The sequence below is a fragment of the Modestobacter sp. SYSU DS0511 genome, from assembly GCF_054050755.1.
Map to the genome: position 1 here is coordinate 69,219 of NZ_JBJGZY010000011.1, position 16,016 is coordinate 85,234.

13 protein-coding genes are annotated in these 16,016 nt (G+C 73.7%); all 13 read left to right on the plus strand.

Annotated elements, in window-relative coordinates; genetic code table 11:
* Nucleotides 1–25: 25 nt before the first annotated feature.
* From ACI783_RS07780 to nuoN, 13 genes are read left to right on the plus strand one after another with little or no spacing between them, the layout of a single operon-like run.
* Nucleotides 26–706: a NuoB/complex I 20 kDa subunit family protein gene (locus ACI783_RS07780; RefSeq protein WP_457139901.1), complete on the plus strand. Its 681-nt coding sequence runs from the start codon at nt 26–28 to the stop codon at nt 704–706.
* On the plus strand, nt 703–1,422 hold the full coding sequence (locus tag ACI783_RS07785; RefSeq protein WP_457139902.1) for an NADH-quinone oxidoreductase subunit C: 720 nt from the start codon (nt 703–705) through the stop codon (nt 1,420–1,422). The genes ACI783_RS07780 and ACI783_RS07785 overlap by 4 nt, the downstream gene beginning before the upstream one ends.
* Nucleotides 1,419–2,741 carry an NADH-quinone oxidoreductase subunit D gene (locus ACI783_RS07790; RefSeq protein ID WP_457139903.1) on the plus strand — a complete coding sequence of 441 codons (1,323 nt, stop codon included), beginning with the start codon at nt 1,419–1,421 and terminating at the stop codon, nt 2,739–2,741. Before ACI783_RS07785 ends, ACI783_RS07790 begins: the two co-directional genes overlap by 4 nt.
* Nucleotides 2,738–3,742, plus strand: coding sequence for an NADH-quinone oxidoreductase subunit NuoE (nuoE, locus tag ACI783_RS07795; RefSeq protein ID WP_457139904.1), 1,005 nt, complete (start codon nt 2,738–2,740; stop codon nt 3,740–3,742). The genes ACI783_RS07790 and nuoE overlap by 4 nt, the downstream gene beginning before the upstream one ends.
* Nucleotide 3,743: 1 nt before the next feature.
* Nucleotides 3,744–5,072 (plus strand): NADH-quinone oxidoreductase subunit NuoF, encoded by a 1,329-nt coding sequence (gene nuoF / locus ACI783_RS07800; RefSeq protein ID WP_457139905.1) that lies wholly within the window; start codon nt 3,744–3,746, stop codon nt 5,070–5,072.
* Nucleotides 5,069–7,588 (plus strand): NADH-quinone oxidoreductase subunit G, encoded by a 2,520-nt coding sequence (locus ACI783_RS07805; protein WP_457139906.1) that lies wholly within the window; start codon nt 5,069–5,071, stop codon nt 7,586–7,588. Before nuoF ends, ACI783_RS07805 begins: the two co-directional genes overlap by 4 nt.
* Nucleotides 7,585–9,021: an NADH-quinone oxidoreductase subunit NuoH gene (gene nuoH / locus ACI783_RS07810; protein ID WP_457139907.1), complete on the plus strand. Its 1,437-nt coding sequence runs from the start codon at nt 7,585–7,587 to the stop codon at nt 9,019–9,021. Before ACI783_RS07805 ends, nuoH begins: the two co-directional genes overlap by 4 nt.
* Nucleotides 9,014–9,649, plus strand: coding sequence for an NADH-quinone oxidoreductase subunit NuoI (gene nuoI / locus ACI783_RS07815; protein WP_457139908.1), 636 nt, complete (start codon nt 9,014–9,016; stop codon nt 9,647–9,649). Before nuoH ends, nuoI begins: the two co-directional genes overlap by 8 nt.
* Complete coding sequence (locus tag ACI783_RS07820) at nt 9,646–10,500, plus strand: NADH-quinone oxidoreductase subunit J (protein WP_457139909.1); 855 nt, start codon at nt 9,646–9,648, stop codon at nt 10,498–10,500. The genes nuoI and ACI783_RS07820 overlap by 4 nt, the downstream gene beginning before the upstream one ends.
* Complete coding sequence (nuoK, locus tag ACI783_RS07825; protein WP_457139910.1) at nt 10,497–10,796, plus strand: NADH-quinone oxidoreductase subunit NuoK; 300 nt, start codon at nt 10,497–10,499, stop codon at nt 10,794–10,796. Before ACI783_RS07820 ends, nuoK begins: the two co-directional genes overlap by 4 nt.
* Nucleotides 10,797–10,813: 17 nt before the next feature.
* Nucleotides 10,814–12,733, plus strand: coding sequence for an NADH-quinone oxidoreductase subunit L (gene nuoL / locus ACI783_RS07830; protein WP_457139911.1), 1,920 nt, complete (start codon nt 10,814–10,816; stop codon nt 12,731–12,733).
* A 28-nt stretch (nt 12,734–12,761) separates the two neighbouring features.
* Nucleotides 12,762–14,393, plus strand: coding sequence for an NADH-quinone oxidoreductase subunit M (locus ACI783_RS07835; RefSeq protein ID WP_457139912.1), 1,632 nt, complete (start codon nt 12,762–12,764; stop codon nt 14,391–14,393).
* Nucleotides 14,393–15,937 carry an NADH-quinone oxidoreductase subunit NuoN gene (gene nuoN, locus ACI783_RS07840; protein WP_457139913.1) on the plus strand — a complete coding sequence of 515 codons (1,545 nt, stop codon included), beginning with the start codon at nt 14,393–14,395 and terminating at the stop codon, nt 15,935–15,937. Before ACI783_RS07835 ends, nuoN begins: the two co-directional genes overlap by 1 nt.
* Nucleotides 15,938–16,016: the final 79 nt, after the last annotated feature.

Genomic DNA, 16,016 nt, shown 5'->3' on the forward strand with positions numbered 1-16,016 from the left:
CCGACCCGGAACGGGGGGCGCTGACATGGGCCTGGAGGAGAAGCTGCCCAGCGGCGTGCTGCTCACCAGCGTCGAGAAGCTGGTGAACTGGACCCGCAAGTCCTCGCTGTGGCCGGCCACCTTCGGGCTGGCCTGCTGCGCGATCGAGATGATGGCGTCGGGCGCCGGCCGCTACGACCTGGCCCGCTTCGGCATGGAGGTCTTCCGCGCCTCCCCGCGCCAGGCCGACCTGATGATCGTCGCGGGCCGGGTGAGCCAGAAGATGGCCCCGGTCCTGCGCCAGATCTACGACCAGATGCCCGAGCCGCGGTACGTGCTCGCCATGGGCGTCTGCGCCAGCTCCGGCGGCATGTTCAACAACTACGCGATCGTGCAGGGCGTCGACCACGTCGTCCCGGTCGACATGTACCTGCCCGGCTGCCCGCCGCGGCCGGAGATGCTCACCGACGCGATCCTCAAGCTGCACCACAAGATCCAGCACCAGCCGCTGGGCGCGAAGCGGGCCCGGGAGATGGCCGCCGCCCGCGCCGACGGCACCGCTCCCGACCTGCACCTCGAGATGCCCTCCAGCGTGCGGGTCGACAAGGAGAAGCGGCGCGCCTACGAGGAGGCCGCGGCCGCCGGCCGCACCGGCCAGTTCGCCATCGAGCAGCGTGGCGGCAACGCCGTCGCCCTGCCCGGCGCCGAGCCGGGGGCGCGCCGGTGAGCGACGAGGCCGGGTTCGGCGCGGCGAGCGCGCCCGGCGGCGGGTTCCGCAAGGGCGCCTTCGGCGTCACCGGCAGCGGCGACACCTCCGGCTTCGGTGGCCTGGTCCGGGTCGAGCCCGGCGGCGCCGTCGCCCTGCACTCCACCGAGCGGCCCTACGGCGGCTGGTTCGACGAGGTCGCCGACGCGCTCGTCGACGCCGTCGGCCAGGCCACCTACGACGCCGCCGTCCAGCGGGTGCTCGTCGACCGCGGCGAGATCACCTGGTTCCTCGAGCGCGAGCACCTGCTGGCCTTCGTCCGCGCCCTGCGGGACGACGAGGCGCTGCGGTTCGAGCTGCTCTCCGGCGTCTCCGGCGTCGACTACCTCGACAGCGGTGGTCCGGAGGTGTCGCCGGGGCGCCCTCGGCTGCACGTCGTCCACCACCTGACCTCGATGACCTACCGCCGTCGCATCCGGCTGGAGGTGGCGGTGACCGCCGAGGACCCGCACGTCCCCTCGGTCACCGGCGTCTACCCGACGGCGGACTGGCACGAGCGGGAGGTCTGGGACATGTTCGGCGTCGTCTTCGACGGCCACCCCGGGCTGACCCGGATCCTCATGCCCGACGACTGGGACGGCCACCCGCAGCGCAAGGACTACCCGCTGGGCGGTGTGCCGGTGGAGTACCACGGCGCGACGATCCCGCCCCCCGACGAGCGGCGGAGCTACCGATGACCACGCTGAACGACCCCTACGCCGGGTCGCGGGAGACCACCGAGGGCCGGGTCTACACGGTCACCGGCGGCGACTGGGACCAGACCTTCGGCGCCGACCCGCACGAGGACGAGCGGCTCGTGGTCAACATGGGCCCGCAGCACCCCTCCACGCACGGGGTGCTGCGCCTGGTGCTCGACCTCGAGGGCGAGACGGTCACCAAGGCCCGGGTGGTCATCGGCTACCTGCACACCGGCATCGAGAAGACCACCGAGTACCGCACCTGGGTGCAGGGGACGACGCTGGTCACGCGGATGGACTACCTGTCCCCGCTGTTCAACGAGGCCGGCTACTGCCTGGCCGTGGAGAAGCTGCTCGGCATCGAGGCCCCGCCCCGCGCGCAGACCATCCGCGTGCTGGTCATGGAGCTCAACCGGATCGCCTCCCACCTCGTCGCGCTGGCCACCTTCGGCATGGAGATGGGCGCGCTCACCGGGATGACCAACGGCTTCCGCGAGCGCGAGCTGGTCCTCGACCTGCTCGAGGAGATCACCGGGCTGCGGATGAACCACGCCTACATCCGTCCCGGCGGCGTGGCGCAGGACCTCCCCGAGGGCGTGGAGGGCCGGATCCGCGAGTTCCTGCAGGTCATGCCCGAGCGGGTCGCCGGATTCCACCGGCTGCTCACCGGCCAGCCGATCTGGCAGCGGCGCCTCAAGGACGCCGGCTACCTCGACGTCACCGGCTGCGTCGCCCTCGGCGTCACCGGCCCGGTGCTGCGCGCCGCCGGGCTGCCCTGGGACCTGCGCAAGGTCGAGCCGTACCTCGGCTACGAGACCTACGACTTCGAGGTGGCGACGGCCGACACCTGCGACGCCTGGGGCCGCTACCTGGTGCGGATGAGCGAGGTCAACGAGTCGCTCAAGATCATCGCCCAGGCGCTGGACCGGCTCGAGCCCGGCCCGGTGATGGTCGAGGACAAGAAGATCGCCTGGCCCGCGCAGCTGTCGCTGGGCGCCGACGGGCTCGGCAACTCCCTGGACCACGTCCGGCACATCATGGGCCAGTCGATGGAGGCCCTGATCCACCACTTCAAGCTGGTCACCGAGGGCTTCCGGGTGCCGGCCGGCCAGGTGTACGTGCCGATCGAGAGCCCGCGCGGCGAGCTCGGCTACCACGTGGTCAGCGACGGCGGCACCCGCCCGTTCCGGGTGCACGTGCGCGACCCCAGCTTCGTGAACCTGCAGGCCACGGCGGCGATGAGCGAGGGCGGGATGATCGCCGACGTCATCGCCGCGATCGCGTCCATCGACCCCGTGATGGGGGGTGTGGACCGGTGAGCGCCCTTCCCGGCTCGCAGGAGGGAACGGCGGTCACCGGGCTGGACTCCAGCCCGGTCGAGCCCGCCGCCCCGGACCTGCCACCGCTGACCGGGCAGACCGAGGCGGAGGCACGCCAGATCATGGCCCGCTACCCGCAGGCCCGCTCCGCGTTGCTGCCGATGCTGCACCTGGTCCAGTCGGTGCAGGGCTACGTCTCCCCGGAGGGCGTCGGCTTCTGCGCCCGGCTGCTCGGGCTGACCAAGGCCGAGGTCGGTGCGGTCGCCACCTTCTACACGATGTACAAGCGGCACCCGACCGGCCGGCACCTGGTCAGCGTCTGCACCAACACGCTCTGCGCCGTCCTCGGCGGGCAGCGGATCTACGACGCGGTCTCCGCCGACCTCGGGGTCGGCCACGACCAGACCGCGGCCGACGGCTCGGTCACCCTGGAGCACGCCGAGTGCCTGGCCGCCTGCGACTACGCGCCGGTGGTCACCGTCGACTACGAGTTCTACGACCAGCAGGACGTCGAGTCGGCCCGGGAGCTGGTCGCCGCGCTGCGCCGCGGGGAGAAGCCGCCGCCGACCCGGGGCGCCCCGCTCACCGACTTCCGGGGCATCTCCCGCCAGCTCGCCGGCCTGTCCCAGCACGCCGACCTCGCCGCCGAGCGGGCCGCGGTCGACGCGCCCTCCACCGGGGCACCCACCCTGGCCGGCGTCCGGCTGGCCGCCGAGCGCGGCGAGACCGCGCCGCCCCTGCAGCACCCCGAGCCCGAGGCCGCCCCCGAGCCGGACGTCTCGGAAGAGGCTGGCACGGGGGAGACGGCGAGCGAGCAGGCCGCCGACACCGCCGTCGCCTCGGCCGACACCCCCGCCGAGCGGGCCGGCGCCGCCCAGCACCACCCCGACGCCCCCGAGCCCGCCGGCCGGCAGCCGGCCGAGCGCGGCCGCGAGGGCACCGACACCCCGCCGACCGGCACCGGCGCCGGTCAGCAGAGCTCGATCGAGCGGGAGGCCTGAGATGCCCCTGACCCCCGTGCTCACCGCACGGTTCGACGCGCCCCGCTCCTGGACGCTGGACACCTACGAACGCCTCGACGGCTACCGCGCGCTGCGGCAGGCGCTGGCGATGGCCCCGGACGACGTCGTCGCGCTGGTCAAGGACTCCGGGCTGCGCGGCCGCGGCGGGGCCGGCTTCCCCACCGGTATGAAGTGGAGCTTCATCCCGCAGCCCAAGCCGGGGGAGGAGCCCACCGGCCCGGCGGCGGCGCCGAAGTACCTGGTGGTCAACGCCGACGAGGGCGAGCCGGGCACCTGCAAGGACCTCCCGCTGATGATGGCCGACCCGCACTCGCTGGTGGAGGGGGTGATCATCACCGCCTACGCGATCCGCTCGCACTTCGCGGTGATCTACGTGCGCGGCGAGGCGGTGCACGCCCACCGCCGGCTGATGGCCGCCGTCCAGGAGGCCTACGCGGCCGGCTACCTCGGCCGCGACGTGCTGGGCACCGGGTACGACCTGGAGCTGGTGGTGCACGCCGGCGCCGGCGCCTACATCTGCGGCGAGGAGACGGCGTTGCTGGACTCGCTGGAGGGCTACCGGGGCCAGCCGCGGCTCAAGCCGCCGTTCCCCGCCGTCGCCGGGCTGTACGGCTCCCCGACGGTGATCAACAACGTGGAGACGCTGGCCACCGTGCCGTACGTGGTGCGCGGCGGCGCGGAGTGGTTCAAGCAGTTCGGCCCGGAGAGGTCGCCGGGGCCGAAGATCTACTCGCTGTCGGGCCGGGTCGTCCGCCCGGGCCAGTACGAGGCCCCGATGGGGACGACGATGCGCGAGCTGCTGGAGCTGGCCGGCGGCGTCCGCCCCGGCCACCGGCTGAAGTTCTGGACGCCGGGTGGTTCCTCCACCCCCTACTTCACCCCCGAGCACCTCGACGTCCCGCTGGACTTCGACTCGGTGGCCAAGGCCGGCTCGATGCTCGGCACCACCGCACTGATGGTCTTCGACGAGACCGACTCCATCGTGGAGGCGACGCTGCGGTTCACCGAGTTCTACGCGCACGAGAGCTGCGGCAAGTGCACCCCGTGCCGGGAGGGCACCTACTGGCTGGTCCAGATCCTGCAGCGGCTGGTCCGCGGGGAGGGTCGCGCCGCCGACCTGGACCTGCTCACCGACACCTGCGACAACATCCTGGGCCGCTCGTTCTGCGCCCTCGGTGACGGCGCCACCAGCTGCATCGCCAGCTCGCTGAAGTACTTCAAGGACGACTACGTCGCGCTGCTGCCGGCCGAGGAGCAGGCCCGCCTCGGCCGGTCGCTGCGGCTCGAGCCGGTCGGAGCAGCCTCATGACCCTCACCCCGGCCACCCCCGAGCCCGCGCCGGCGCTGCCGCCCGGCGCCCCCGGACCGCACACCCCGCCGGACGCCGTGCACTGCACCATCGACGGCTTCCCGGTCGCGGTGCCCAAGGGCACGCTGATCATCCGCGCGGCCGAGATGATCGGCGTGCAGATCCCGCGGTTCTGCGACCACCCGCTGCTGGACCCGATCGGCGCCTGCCGGCAGTGCCTGGTCGAGGTGGAGGGGCAGCGCAAGCCGGTCGCCTCCTGCACCACCCCGGTCAGCCCGGACATGGTGGTGCAGACCCAGCTGACCAGCCCGGTCGCGGACAAGGCGCAGCAGGGCACCATGGAGCTGCTGCTGGTCAACCACCCGCTGGACTGCCCCGTCTGCGACAAGGGCGGCGAGTGCCCGCTGCAGAACCAGGCGATGAGCAACGGGCGCACCGAGTCCCGGTTCGTCGAGACCAAGCGCACCTACCCCAAGCCGCTGCCGATCAGCTCCCAGGTGCTGCTCGACCGCGAGCGCTGCGTGCTGTGCGCGCGCTGCACCCGGTTCAGCCAGCAGGTGGCCGGCGACCCGTTCATCGAGCTGTTCGAGCGCGGTGCGCTGGAGCAGGTGGCGGTCTACGAGGACGAGCCGTTCGAGTCCTACTTCTCCGGCAACACCACCCAGATCTGCCCGGTCGGCGCGCTCACGAGCGCCACCTACCGGTTCCGCGCCCGCCCGTTCGACCTGCGCAGCGAGCCGAGCGTCTGCGAGCACTGCGCCAGCGGCTGCGCCCAGCGCACCGACTACCGGCGGGGCACGGTGACCCGGCGGCTGGCAGGGGAGGACCCGGCGGTCAACCAGGAGTGGAACTGCGACAAGGGCCGCTACGCCTTCCGCTACGCCAGCAGCAACGAGCGGCTGATGACGCCGCTGGTGCGTCGCGACGGGGAGCTTCAGCCGGCGTCCTGGCCGGAGGCCTGGGCCGCGGCAGCCGCGGGGCTCGTGAAGGCGCGGCAGGCCGGCGGGGTCGGCGTGCTGCCCGGGGGCCGGCTCACCGCCGAGGACGCCTACGCCTACGCCACGTTCGCCCGGGTCGCGCTGGGCACCAACGACGTCGACGCCCGCGCCCGCGCCCACTCCGCCGAGGAGCTGGACTTCCTCACCACGCACGTCGCCGGCACCGCGCCCGGCGCCGGGGCGGTCACCTACGACGACCTGGCCGCGGCACCCGTGGTGCTGCTGGTCGGTTTCGAGCCGGAGGAGGAGTCGCCGATCGTCTTCCTGCGGCTGCGCCGGGCGGTCCGGACGGCCGGCCTGCAGGTGTTCGACGTCGCCCCCTTCGCCACCCGGGCCGCGGAGAAGCTGCGGGCCACCGTGCTGCCGACGGTCCCGGGCCAGGAGGCCCGGCTGCTGCGCGACCTCATGACCCATCCGGTGGACGGCGTGCTGGCCGAGGTGGCGTCGGCGCTGTTCCGGCAGGGGGCGGTCGTGCTGGCCGGCGAGCGGCTGGCCGAGGCGCCCGGCGCCTTCTCCGCGCTGACCGCGCTCGCCGGTGAGACCGGGGCCCGGATCGGCTGGGTACCGCGCCGGGCGGGGGAGCGGGGCGCGGTCGAGGTCGGCGCGCTGCCCACGCTGCTGCCCGGCGGCCGCACCGTGGCCAGCGCCGCCGACCGCGCGGCGGTCGCCCAGCGCTGGGGCGCCGACGTCCCGGCCACGCCGGGCCGCGACCTCACCGGCATCCTCACCGCCGCGCGGGACGGCGCCCTGGCCGGCCTGCTCGTCGGCGGCGTCGACCCGGCCGACCTGCCCGACCCGGCGCTGGCCGAGCAGGCGCTGGCCGCCGCCGGGTTCGTGGTCAGCCTGGAGCTCTTCCCCTCCGCCGTCACCGCACACGCCGACGTCGTCCTGCCGGTCGCCGCGGCGCCGGAGAAGGCCGGCGCCTACCTGGACTGGGAGGGCCGGGTGCGCCCGTTCGACGCGACGCTGCACGGCACCGGTCAGCTCAGCGACGGCCGGGTGCTGCAGGGGCTGGCCGAGCACCTGGGCCTGCGGCTGCGGCTGGGCTCGGTGACCGAGGTCCGCGCCGAGCTGACCGCCCTGGGTGGAGCCGCGCAGGCGCCCACCGCGGCGGCGCCGGACGCCGAGCCGGCACCGCTGCCGGAGCTGGCCGACGACGAGGCGGTGCTCGCCTCCTGGCGGCAGCTGCTCGACGTCGGGACGCTGCAGCGGGACGAGCCCGCGCTGGCCGGCACCGCCCGCCCGCCGGCGGCCCGGTTGGGCAAGGACGCCGCCCGCCGGCTCGGCGTCGCCGACGGCGACCCGCTCACCGTCACCGGCCCGGCCGGGGCGATCACCCTGCCGGTGCGGCTGGCCGACATGCCCGACGGGGTCGTCTGGTTGCCCATGCGGTCGCCGGGCAGCGAGGTGCGCAGCCAGCTGGGAGCGGGCCCGGGTGCCGTCGTCCGGCTGGCCGGGCCGCCCCCCACCCCGGCCGGCGCCACGGCGGTCGCCAGCCTGCAGGGGGAGGAGGCATGAGCGTGCTCGCCGCCGCCGACCAGCCGACGCTCGCCGACTTCGGCGGCGACGTGTGGTGGATCGTGCTCATCAAGATCGTCGGCATCTTCGCCGTGCTCGTGCTGATGACGCTGTTCGCGATCGTCTTCGAGCGCAAGGTCGTCGCCCGCATGCAGCAGCGCATCGGCCCCAACCGGGTCGGCCCCCGCGGCTACCTGCAGAGCCTCGCCGACGGGCTGAAGCTGGCGTTCAAGGAGGACATCATGCCGGCGCTGGCCGACCGGCCGGTGTACTTCCTGGCCCCGGTCATCGCCACCATCCCGGCGTTCCTGGCGTTCTCGGTCATCCCGCTGGGCCCGACGGTGAGCATCTTCGGCGAGCAGACGCCGCTGCAGCTCACCGACGCACCCATCGGCGTCCTCATCGTGCTGGCCTGCTCGGCGATGGGCGTCTACGGCATCGTGCTCGGCGGCTGGGCGTCCGGGTCGACGTACCCGCTGCTCGGCTCGCTGCGCAGCGCCGCGCAGATGGTCAGCTACGAGATCGCCATGGGCCTGTCGATCGTCGCCGTGTTCCTCTACGCGGGCTCCATGTCGACGTCGGAGATCGTCGCCGCCCAGGCCGACGGCGTCCCGCTGTTCGGCGGCAGCGTCACCGGCCCCGGCTGGTACGCGCTGCTGCTGCCGGTCTCCTTCGTGATCTACGTGATCGCGGTCGTCGGGGAGACCAACCGGGCGCCGTTCGACCTCCCCGAGGCCGAGAGCGAGCTGGTCGGGGGCTTCCACACCGAGTACTCGTCGCTGAAGTTCGCGTTGTTCTTCCTGGCCGAGTACATCAACATCGTCACCGTCTCCGCGCTGGCCGCGACGCTCTTCCTCGGCGGCTGGCGGGCGCCGTGGCCGATCTCGATCTGGGACGGCGCGAACACCGGCTGGTGGCCGGTGCTGTGGTTCCTGGCCAAGGTCGTCGTCGCGCTGTTCGTCTTCGTCTGGCTGCGCGGCACGCTGCCCCGGCTCCGCTACGACCAGTTCATGCGCTTCGGCTGGAAGGTGCTGGTCCCGGTCGGGCTGGTGTGGATCCTCGCCGTCGCCACCATGCGGGCCGTGGCCCGCGAGGCCGACCTCGACGTCGGGCAGGTCGCGGTCCTCGTCGGCGTGCCCGTCGCGCTGCTGATCCTCGGCGGGTTGCTGATCGCCTCGCGGCGGAGCAACCGGGACACCCGGGTGGCCGCGCGCGCCGCGGCGGCCGGCGCGCTCAACCCGACCGAGGCCGAGGTGCTGCCACCGACCGGGCAGGGCGCCGCCGGCGGCGGCTTCCCGGTGCCCCCGATGGACCTCGTGGTGCCGCCGTCCCCGCGGCTCGGCCGGGAGTCCGTCGGCGCCGGCGCCGGCGCCGTGGTCGGCACCGGCCGGCGCGGCACCCCACCCACCGAGCAGGAGGACGGCGATGTCTGAGCAGGCCCCGGCCCGGCGCAGCGGCGCCCGCGCCCTCAGCACCGAGGGCGCAGCCCCCGGCACCGACGGCGGTGCCCCGGCCCGGCGCAGCTGGCTGCCCGGCCCCGCGCAGGGCTTCGGGGTCACCTTCGCCACGATGTTCAAGAAGGTGACCACCGAGCAGTACCCGGAGGTCCCGAAGCAGACCAAGCCGCGCTACCACGGGCGGCACGTGCTCAACCGGCACCCCGACGGGCTGGAGAAGTGCGTCGGCTGCGAGTTGTGCGCCTGGGCCTGCCCGGCCGACGCCATCTACGTCGAGGGCGGCGACAACACCGAGGACGCCCGGTACTCGCCCGGCGAGCGGTACGGCCGCGTCTACCAGATCAACTACCTGCGCTGCATCTTCTGCGGGCTGTGCATCGAGGCCTGCCCCACCCGCTCGCTGACCATGAGCAACGACTTCGAGCTGGCCGACGACGACCGGCAGAGCCTGATCTACACCAAGGAGCAGCTGATGGCGCCGCTGCTGCCGGGGATGGAGCAGCCACCGCACCCGATGCGGCTGGGCGACGACGAGCAGGACTACTACGTGCGCCAGCCGGAGGCGTCCTCACCCGCCGAGCCGGTGGTGGGGGAGCGGGCATGAGCGTGCTGGCCGCCGCTGCCGACACCGCCGTCCGGCTGGGCACCGCCGAGACGGTGGTGTTCTGGCTGCTCGCCCCGATCGCGCTGGCCGGGGCCCTGGGCATGGTGCTCTCCCGCAACGCGGTGCACTCCGCGCTGTGGCTGGTGACCACGATGCTGGTCCTGGGCGTGTTCTACGTCGTCCAGGAGGCGCCGTTCCTCGGCGCGGTGCAGATCATCGTCTATACCGGCGCGATCATGATCCTCTTCCTGTTCGTGCTCATGCTGGTCGGCCGCGACTCCTCGGACTCGGTGGTCGAGACCCTCCGCGGGCAGCGGGTGGCCGCCCTCGTGCTCGGCGCGGGGTTCGCCGCGCTGGTCGGCGCCGGCATCGCCCGGGCCACCCAGGACCTCCCGGTCACCGGGCTCACCGCGGTGCAGGGCACGGAGGGCGGGCCGGCCGCCGGCAACGTCGAGGCGATCGCTGGGGTGCTCTACGGCCGCTTCGTGCTCGCCTTCGAGGTCACCGGCGCGCTGCTCATCGTGGCCGCGGTCGGCGCGCTGCTGCTCACCCACGCCGAGAAGGAGCCCGGCACCCGGCGCAGCCAGAAGGAGCTCTCCCGCGCCCGGTTCCTCACCGATCGGCCGCAGACGCTGCCCGGCCCCGGTGTGTACGCGCGGGCCAACTCCGTCGCCGCGCCGGGCCGGCTGCCCGACGGCCGACCGGCCCCGGACACGCTGCTCACGGGCGTCGACCCGCAGCCGGTCGACCCGCTGCCCCCGGCCGGCAGCACCGGCATGGAGCGCGAGGGCCTGCCGCACGCGGGCGGCACCGATGCGGCGCTCGGCACGCTGGACGGAGGCCGGTCGTGAGCCTCACCAACTACCTGGTGCTGGCGGCGATCCTGTTCACCATCGGCGCGGTCGGCGTCCTGGTGCGGCGCAACGCCATCGTCGTGTTCATGTGCATCGAGTTGATGCTCAACTCGGTGAACCTCACCCTGATCACCTTCGCCCGGGCCACCGGCACCGTCGAGGGCCAGGTCATCGCCCTGTTCGTGATGGTCGTCGCCGCCGCCGAGGTGGTCGTCGGGCTGGCCATCATCATGTCGATCTACCGGACCCGCCGTTCGGCGTCGGTCGACGACGCGAACCTCCTGAAGTACTGAGCGGAACGGGGCCCAGGATGAACGAGGTCGTACCGGCGTCCCTGCCCGTCGACGGGCTGCTCTCGGTCGCCTGGCTGCTCATCGCGCTGCCGCTGGCCGGCGCCGCGGTGCTGCTGCTGGGCGGCCGGCGCACCGACCGCTGGGGCCACCTGCTGGGCACCGCGACCGTGGTCGCCGCGTTCGCGCTGGCCGTGGCCTGCACCGTGCAGCTCACCGGCCGGGCCGGGCACACCGCCAGCATCGACCTCTACACCTTCATCGACACCGGATCCCTCGACGTCACCGCCGGGCTGCTGTTCGACCCGCTGTCTGCCGTCTTCGCCCTCCTGATCACCGGCGTGGGCGGGCTGATCCACGTCTACTCGATCGGCTACATGGCGCACGACCCCGGCCGCCGGCGGTTCTTCGCCTACCTCAACCTCTTCGTCGCCGCGATGCTGCTGCTGGTGCTGGGCAACAGCTACGTCGCCCTGTACGTCGGCTGGGAGGGCGTCGGGCTGGCGTCCTACCTGCTCATCGCCTTCTGGTACACCCGCCCGGCCGCGGCCACCGCGGCGAAGAAGGCGTTCGTCATGAACCGGGTCGGCGACGTCGGGCTGGCCCTGGCCGTGTTCCTGATGTTCGCCCAGCTGGGGACGACGTCCTACGCCGGCGTGCTCGGCTCGGTCGGCGCGCTGGCCGGCGGCGTGGTCACCGCGATGGGGCTGCTCCTGCTGCTGGGCGCCTGCGGCAAGTCCGGCCAGTTCCCGCTGCAGGCCTGGCTGCCCGACGCGATGGAGGGCCCCACTCCGGTCTCCGCGCTGATCCACGCGGCCACCATGGTCACCGCCGGGGTCTACCTGATCGCCCGCAGCGCCCCGGTCTACGACGCCACGCCCACCGCCCGCACCGTGGTGCTCACCGTCGGCGCGCTCACCCTGCTGATCGGTGCGATCGCCAGCTGCGCCCAGGACGACATCAAGAAGGTGCTGGCGTACTCCACGGTCAGCCAGATCGGCTACATGTTCCTCGCCGTCGGCCTCGGCCCGGTCGGCTACGCCGCCGGCATCGCGCACCTGCTCACCCACGGGTTCTTCAAGGCCGGGCTGTTCCTCGGCGCCGGCTCCGTGATGCACGCGATGGGCGACCGCACCGACATGCGCCGCTTCGGCGGGCTGGCCCGGCGCATGCCGGTCACCTCCGTCACCTTCGGCCTGGGCTACCTGGCGCTGATCGGGTTCCCGTTCCTGTCCGGCTACTGGACCAAGGACGCGATCATCGAGGCCGCGCTGGACCGCGGCGACTGGTCGGGCTGGCTGCTGGGCGGGGTCGCCGTCCTCGGCGCGGGGCTCACCGCCTTCTACATGACCCGGCTGATGCTGATGACCTTCTTCGGCCGCGCCCGCTGGGACCCCGGGGTGCACCCGCACGAGGCGCCGGCGGTGATGACCGCGCCGATGGTGCTGCTCGCCGTCGGTTCGGTGGGCGCCGGCTTCCTGCTGGTGCAGGTCTTCCCGCTGGCCGAGTGGCTCGCCCCGGTGTTCGGCGAACCGGCCGAGGGCGCGCACGTCGTCGCCCCCGCCGTGGTCGGGCTGGTGGTCACGGCGGTGATGGCGGTGGGCGTGCTGGCGGCGTGGCTGCTCGTCGGCCGTCGTGAGGTGCCCACCACCGCCCCGGCCCGGGTGTCGCCGGTGGTCACCGCGGCCCGCCGCGCGCTCTACGCCGACACGGTCAACGAGGCGCTCCTCATGCGCCCGGGCATCTGGCTCACCCGCGCCCTGGTCTTCCTCGACAACCGCGGCGTCGACGGCCTGGTGAACGGCACCGCCGCCGCGCTCGGCGGCTCGTCGGCCCGGCTCGGCCGGGTGCAGACCGGCTTCGTGCGCAGCTACGCGCTGGGGGTGCTCGGCGGCGCGGTGGTGCTCGCCGGTGCGCTGGTGGCGGTGACGACGGCGTGAGCGCCGGACCGGGCCTGGAGGGCGACCGATGAGCGAGTTCCCGTACCTGCTGGCGATGATCGTCGTCCCCGCGCTGGCGGCGGCCGTCGTCGCCGCGCTGCCCGCGGCCCGCGCCGGCCTGGCCCGGTCGCTCGCCCTGGGCACCAGCCTGCTGGTGCTGCTGCTCGCCGTGCTGGCGACCGTCGCCTTCGACACCGCCGGCCCCCGGTTCCAGCTGACCACCTCGGTCGCCTGGATCCCCGACTTCGGCGTCGACTTCGCCCTCGGCGTCGACGGCATCGCGCTGGCGATGCTGCTGCTGGTCGGCCTGCTCGTGCCGGTGGTCGTGCTCGCGTCGTGGCGCGACGTGGCCCCCGGCCGACGGTCGATGCGCACCTTCTGGGCCTGGCTGCTGGCGTTGGAGGCCACCCTGGTCGGCGTCTTCGCCGCCACCGACGTCTTCCTCTTCTACGTCTTCTTCGAGGCGATGCTCATCCCGATGTACTTCCTCATCGGGGGCTTCGGCGGACCGAACCGGCAGTACGCGGCGGTGAAGTTCTTCCTCTACAGCCTGCTCGGCGGGCTGGTCATGCTCGCCGCCGTCATCGGCCTCTACGTGGTCAGCAACTCCCAGCTCGGAGAGGGCACCTTCGCCTTCGACGCGCTGCGCCAGCTGGAGATCGACCCGGGCGTGCAGAAGCTGCTGTTCGCCGGGTTCTTCGTCGCCTTCGCGATCAAGGCGCCGCTGGTGCCCTTCCACACCTGGCTGCCCGACTCCGGCGCCGAGGCGCCGATCGGCGGGGCGGTGCTGCTGGTCGGCGTGCTGGACAAGGTCGGCACCTTCGGCTTCCTGCGCTACTGCCTGCCGCTGTTCCCCGACGCCTCCCGCGACCTGGCGCCGGTGGTGCTGGTGCTCGCCGTCGTCGGCATCCTCTACGCGGCGCTGGTGGCGATGGGGCAGAGCGACCTGAAGCGGCTGGTGTCCTACACCTCGATCGCCCACTTCGGCTTCATCGCGCTGGGCATCTTCGCCTTCACCACCGAGGCGGTCACCGGCGCGGTGCTCTACATGGTCAACCACGGGATCGCGACCGGGCTGCTGTTCCTGGTCGTGGGCATGCTCATCGCGCGCGGTGGCTCGCGGCGGATCGACGACTACGGCGGCGTCGCGGCGAAGGCGCCGATGCTGGCCGGGGCCTTCCTGATCGCCGGGCTGGCGTCGCTGGCTCTGCCGGGCACCAACAGCTTCGTCAGCGAGTTCCTGGTGCTCATCGGGGCGTTCCCGGTGCGCCCGGTGTTCACCGTCCTGGCCACCGCCGGCATCGTGCTCGCCGCCCTCTACGTGCTGCTGGTCTACCAGCGCACCATGCACGGCCCGCCGCGCGGCGTGCTCCTGGTGGACGACCCCGACGCCGGCACGGCCGCCCCGCCGGTGCCCGACGGTGCCGGGGGAGCCACCGCGGTGCTCACCGCCCCCGAGCGCACCCGCACCCTGCGGGTGGCCGACCTGAGCCGGCGGGAGCTGGCCGTCGTCGCCCCGCTGGTGGCGCTGGTCCTGGTGCTCGGGTTCGCCCCGCAGCCGCTGATCGACTTGGTGGAGCCCGCGGTCCAGGCGACCGTGGCCGACGTCGGCGGCGAGCCGGGCGGCGTCGTCCCGGTCATCGAGGGGACGGGGGAGTGATGGACGGCATCGGGGCACCGGACCTGTCGTTCGCGGCGCTCGCGCCGCTGCTGTGCACCTTCGGGGCGGCCTGCCTCGGCGTGCTGGTGGAGGCGTTCGTGCCGCGGGCGGTGCGCCAGCCGGTGCAGGTCGTGCTGGCGCTGGCCGGCACGGTCGGCGCGCTCGTCGCCGTCGTGCTGCTGGCCGGCCGTCCCGCGGCCACCACCGCCGCCGGAGCGCTGGCCGTCGACGGCGTGGCGCTGTTCCTGCAGGGCACCATCGCCGTGCTGGGCGCGCTGGCGGTGCTGCTGTTCGCCGAGCGGTCGCTCGACCCGGCCCGGTCGGCGTTCGTCGCCGCCGCCGCGGTCCCCGCCGGCAGCGTGCGCGACCGGCAGCTCGCCACCGACGAGCGGGTGCAGACCGAGGTCTACCCGCTGGCGTCCTTCGCCGTCGGCGGGATGATGCTGTTCACCGCCGCCAACGACCTGCTGCTGCTGTTCGTGGCGCTCGAGGTGCTCAGCCTGCCGCTGTACCTGATGGCCGGGCTGGCCCGCCGCCGCCGGCTGCTGTCCCAGGAGGCGGCGGTCAAGTACTTCCTGCTCGGCGCCTTCGCCTCCGCGTTCTTCCTCTACGGGCTGGCGCTGGTCTACGGCGCCACGGGCACGGTCCGGCTGGCCGGGATCCGGGACGCCGTCGCCGGCCAGGGCGCCGGCACCCTGCTCGTGCTGGGCCTCGGGCTGCTGATCGTCGGGCTGATGTTCAAGGCCAGCGTCGCGCCGTTCCACACCTGGACTCCGGACGTCTACCAGGGCGCCCCCACGGCGGTGACCGCCTTCATGGCCGCGGCCACCAAGGTCGCCGCCTTCGGTGCGGTGCTGCGGGTGCTCTACGTCGCCTTCGGCACCGAGGTGTGGGCGTGGCGGCCCCTGGTCTACGGCCTGGCGATCGCCTCGATGGTGGTCGGCGCCGTACTCGGGCTCACCCAGACCGACCTCAAGCGGATGCTGGCCTACTCCTCCGTGGCGCACGCCGGCTTCCTGCTCACCGGCGTCATCGGTCTGGGCGCCGGGGCCGGCTCGGGCCTGGCCGCGACGATGTTCTACCTGCTCACCTACGGGCTGATGACCCTCGGCGCGTTCGCGCTGCTGACCCTCGTCCGGGACGGCGACGGCGAGGCCACCCACCTCGCCCAGTGGGCCGGCCTGGCCCAGCGTTCCCCGACGGTGGCCGCGCTGATGACCTTCTTCCTGCTGGCGCTGGCCGGCATCCCGCTCACCAGCGGGTTCACCGGGAAGTTCGCCGTCTTCCGGGCCGCCATCGACGACGGCGCGTGGCCGCTGGTCCTCGTCGCGCTGCTCACCAGCGCGGTGGCCGCGTTCTTCTACCTGCGGGTCGTGGTGCTCATGTACTTCTCCGATCCGGCGCCGGACGGGCCGACCGTGGGCGTGCCGGGGCTCCCGAGCACGGTCGTCCTCGGCCTCACCGCGGCCGCCACCCTGGTGCTCGGCGTCCTCCCCGGCGCCGTGCTCGACCTAGCCGACTCCGCCGCGGTGCTGACCGGCTGACCGGGCGCCCCGACCTGGTGCACGGCCCCGAGCGCCGCCCGGTGCGCCACACCCAGCCGGCGGCAGCTATCTTCGGCTG

Coding starts and splice junctions, on each gene's coding strand:
- ACI783_RS07780 (WP_457139901.1), top strand. CDS start 26: ATGGGCCTGGAGGAGAAGCTGCCCAGCGGCGTGCTGCTCACCAGCGTC.
- ACI783_RS07790 (WP_457139903.1), top strand. CDS start 1,419: ATGACCACGCTGAACGACCCCTACGCCGGGTCGCGGGAGACCACCGAG.
- nuoF (WP_457139905.1), top strand. CDS start 3,744: ATGCCCCTGACCCCCGTGCTCACCGCACGGTTCGACGCGCCCCGCTCC.
- ACI783_RS07805 (WP_457139906.1), top strand. CDS start 5,069: ATGACCCTCACCCCGGCCACCCCCGAGCCCGCGCCGGCGCTGCCGCCC.
- nuoH (WP_457139907.1), top strand. CDS start 7,585: ATGAGCGTGCTCGCCGCCGCCGACCAGCCGACGCTCGCCGACTTCGGC.
- nuoI (WP_457139908.1), top strand. CDS start 9,014: ATGTCTGAGCAGGCCCCGGCCCGGCGCAGCGGCGCCCGCGCCCTCAGC.
- ACI783_RS07820 (WP_457139909.1), top strand. CDS start 9,646: ATGAGCGTGCTGGCCGCCGCTGCCGACACCGCCGTCCGGCTGGGCACC.
- nuoL (WP_457139911.1), top strand. CDS start 10,814: ATGAACGAGGTCGTACCGGCGTCCCTGCCCGTCGACGGGCTGCTCTCG.
- ACI783_RS07835 (WP_457139912.1), top strand. CDS start 12,762: ATGAGCGAGTTCCCGTACCTGCTGGCGATGATCGTCGTCCCCGCGCTG.
- nuoN (WP_457139913.1), top strand. CDS start 14,393: ATGGACGGCATCGGGGCACCGGACCTGTCGTTCGCGGCGCTCGCGCCG.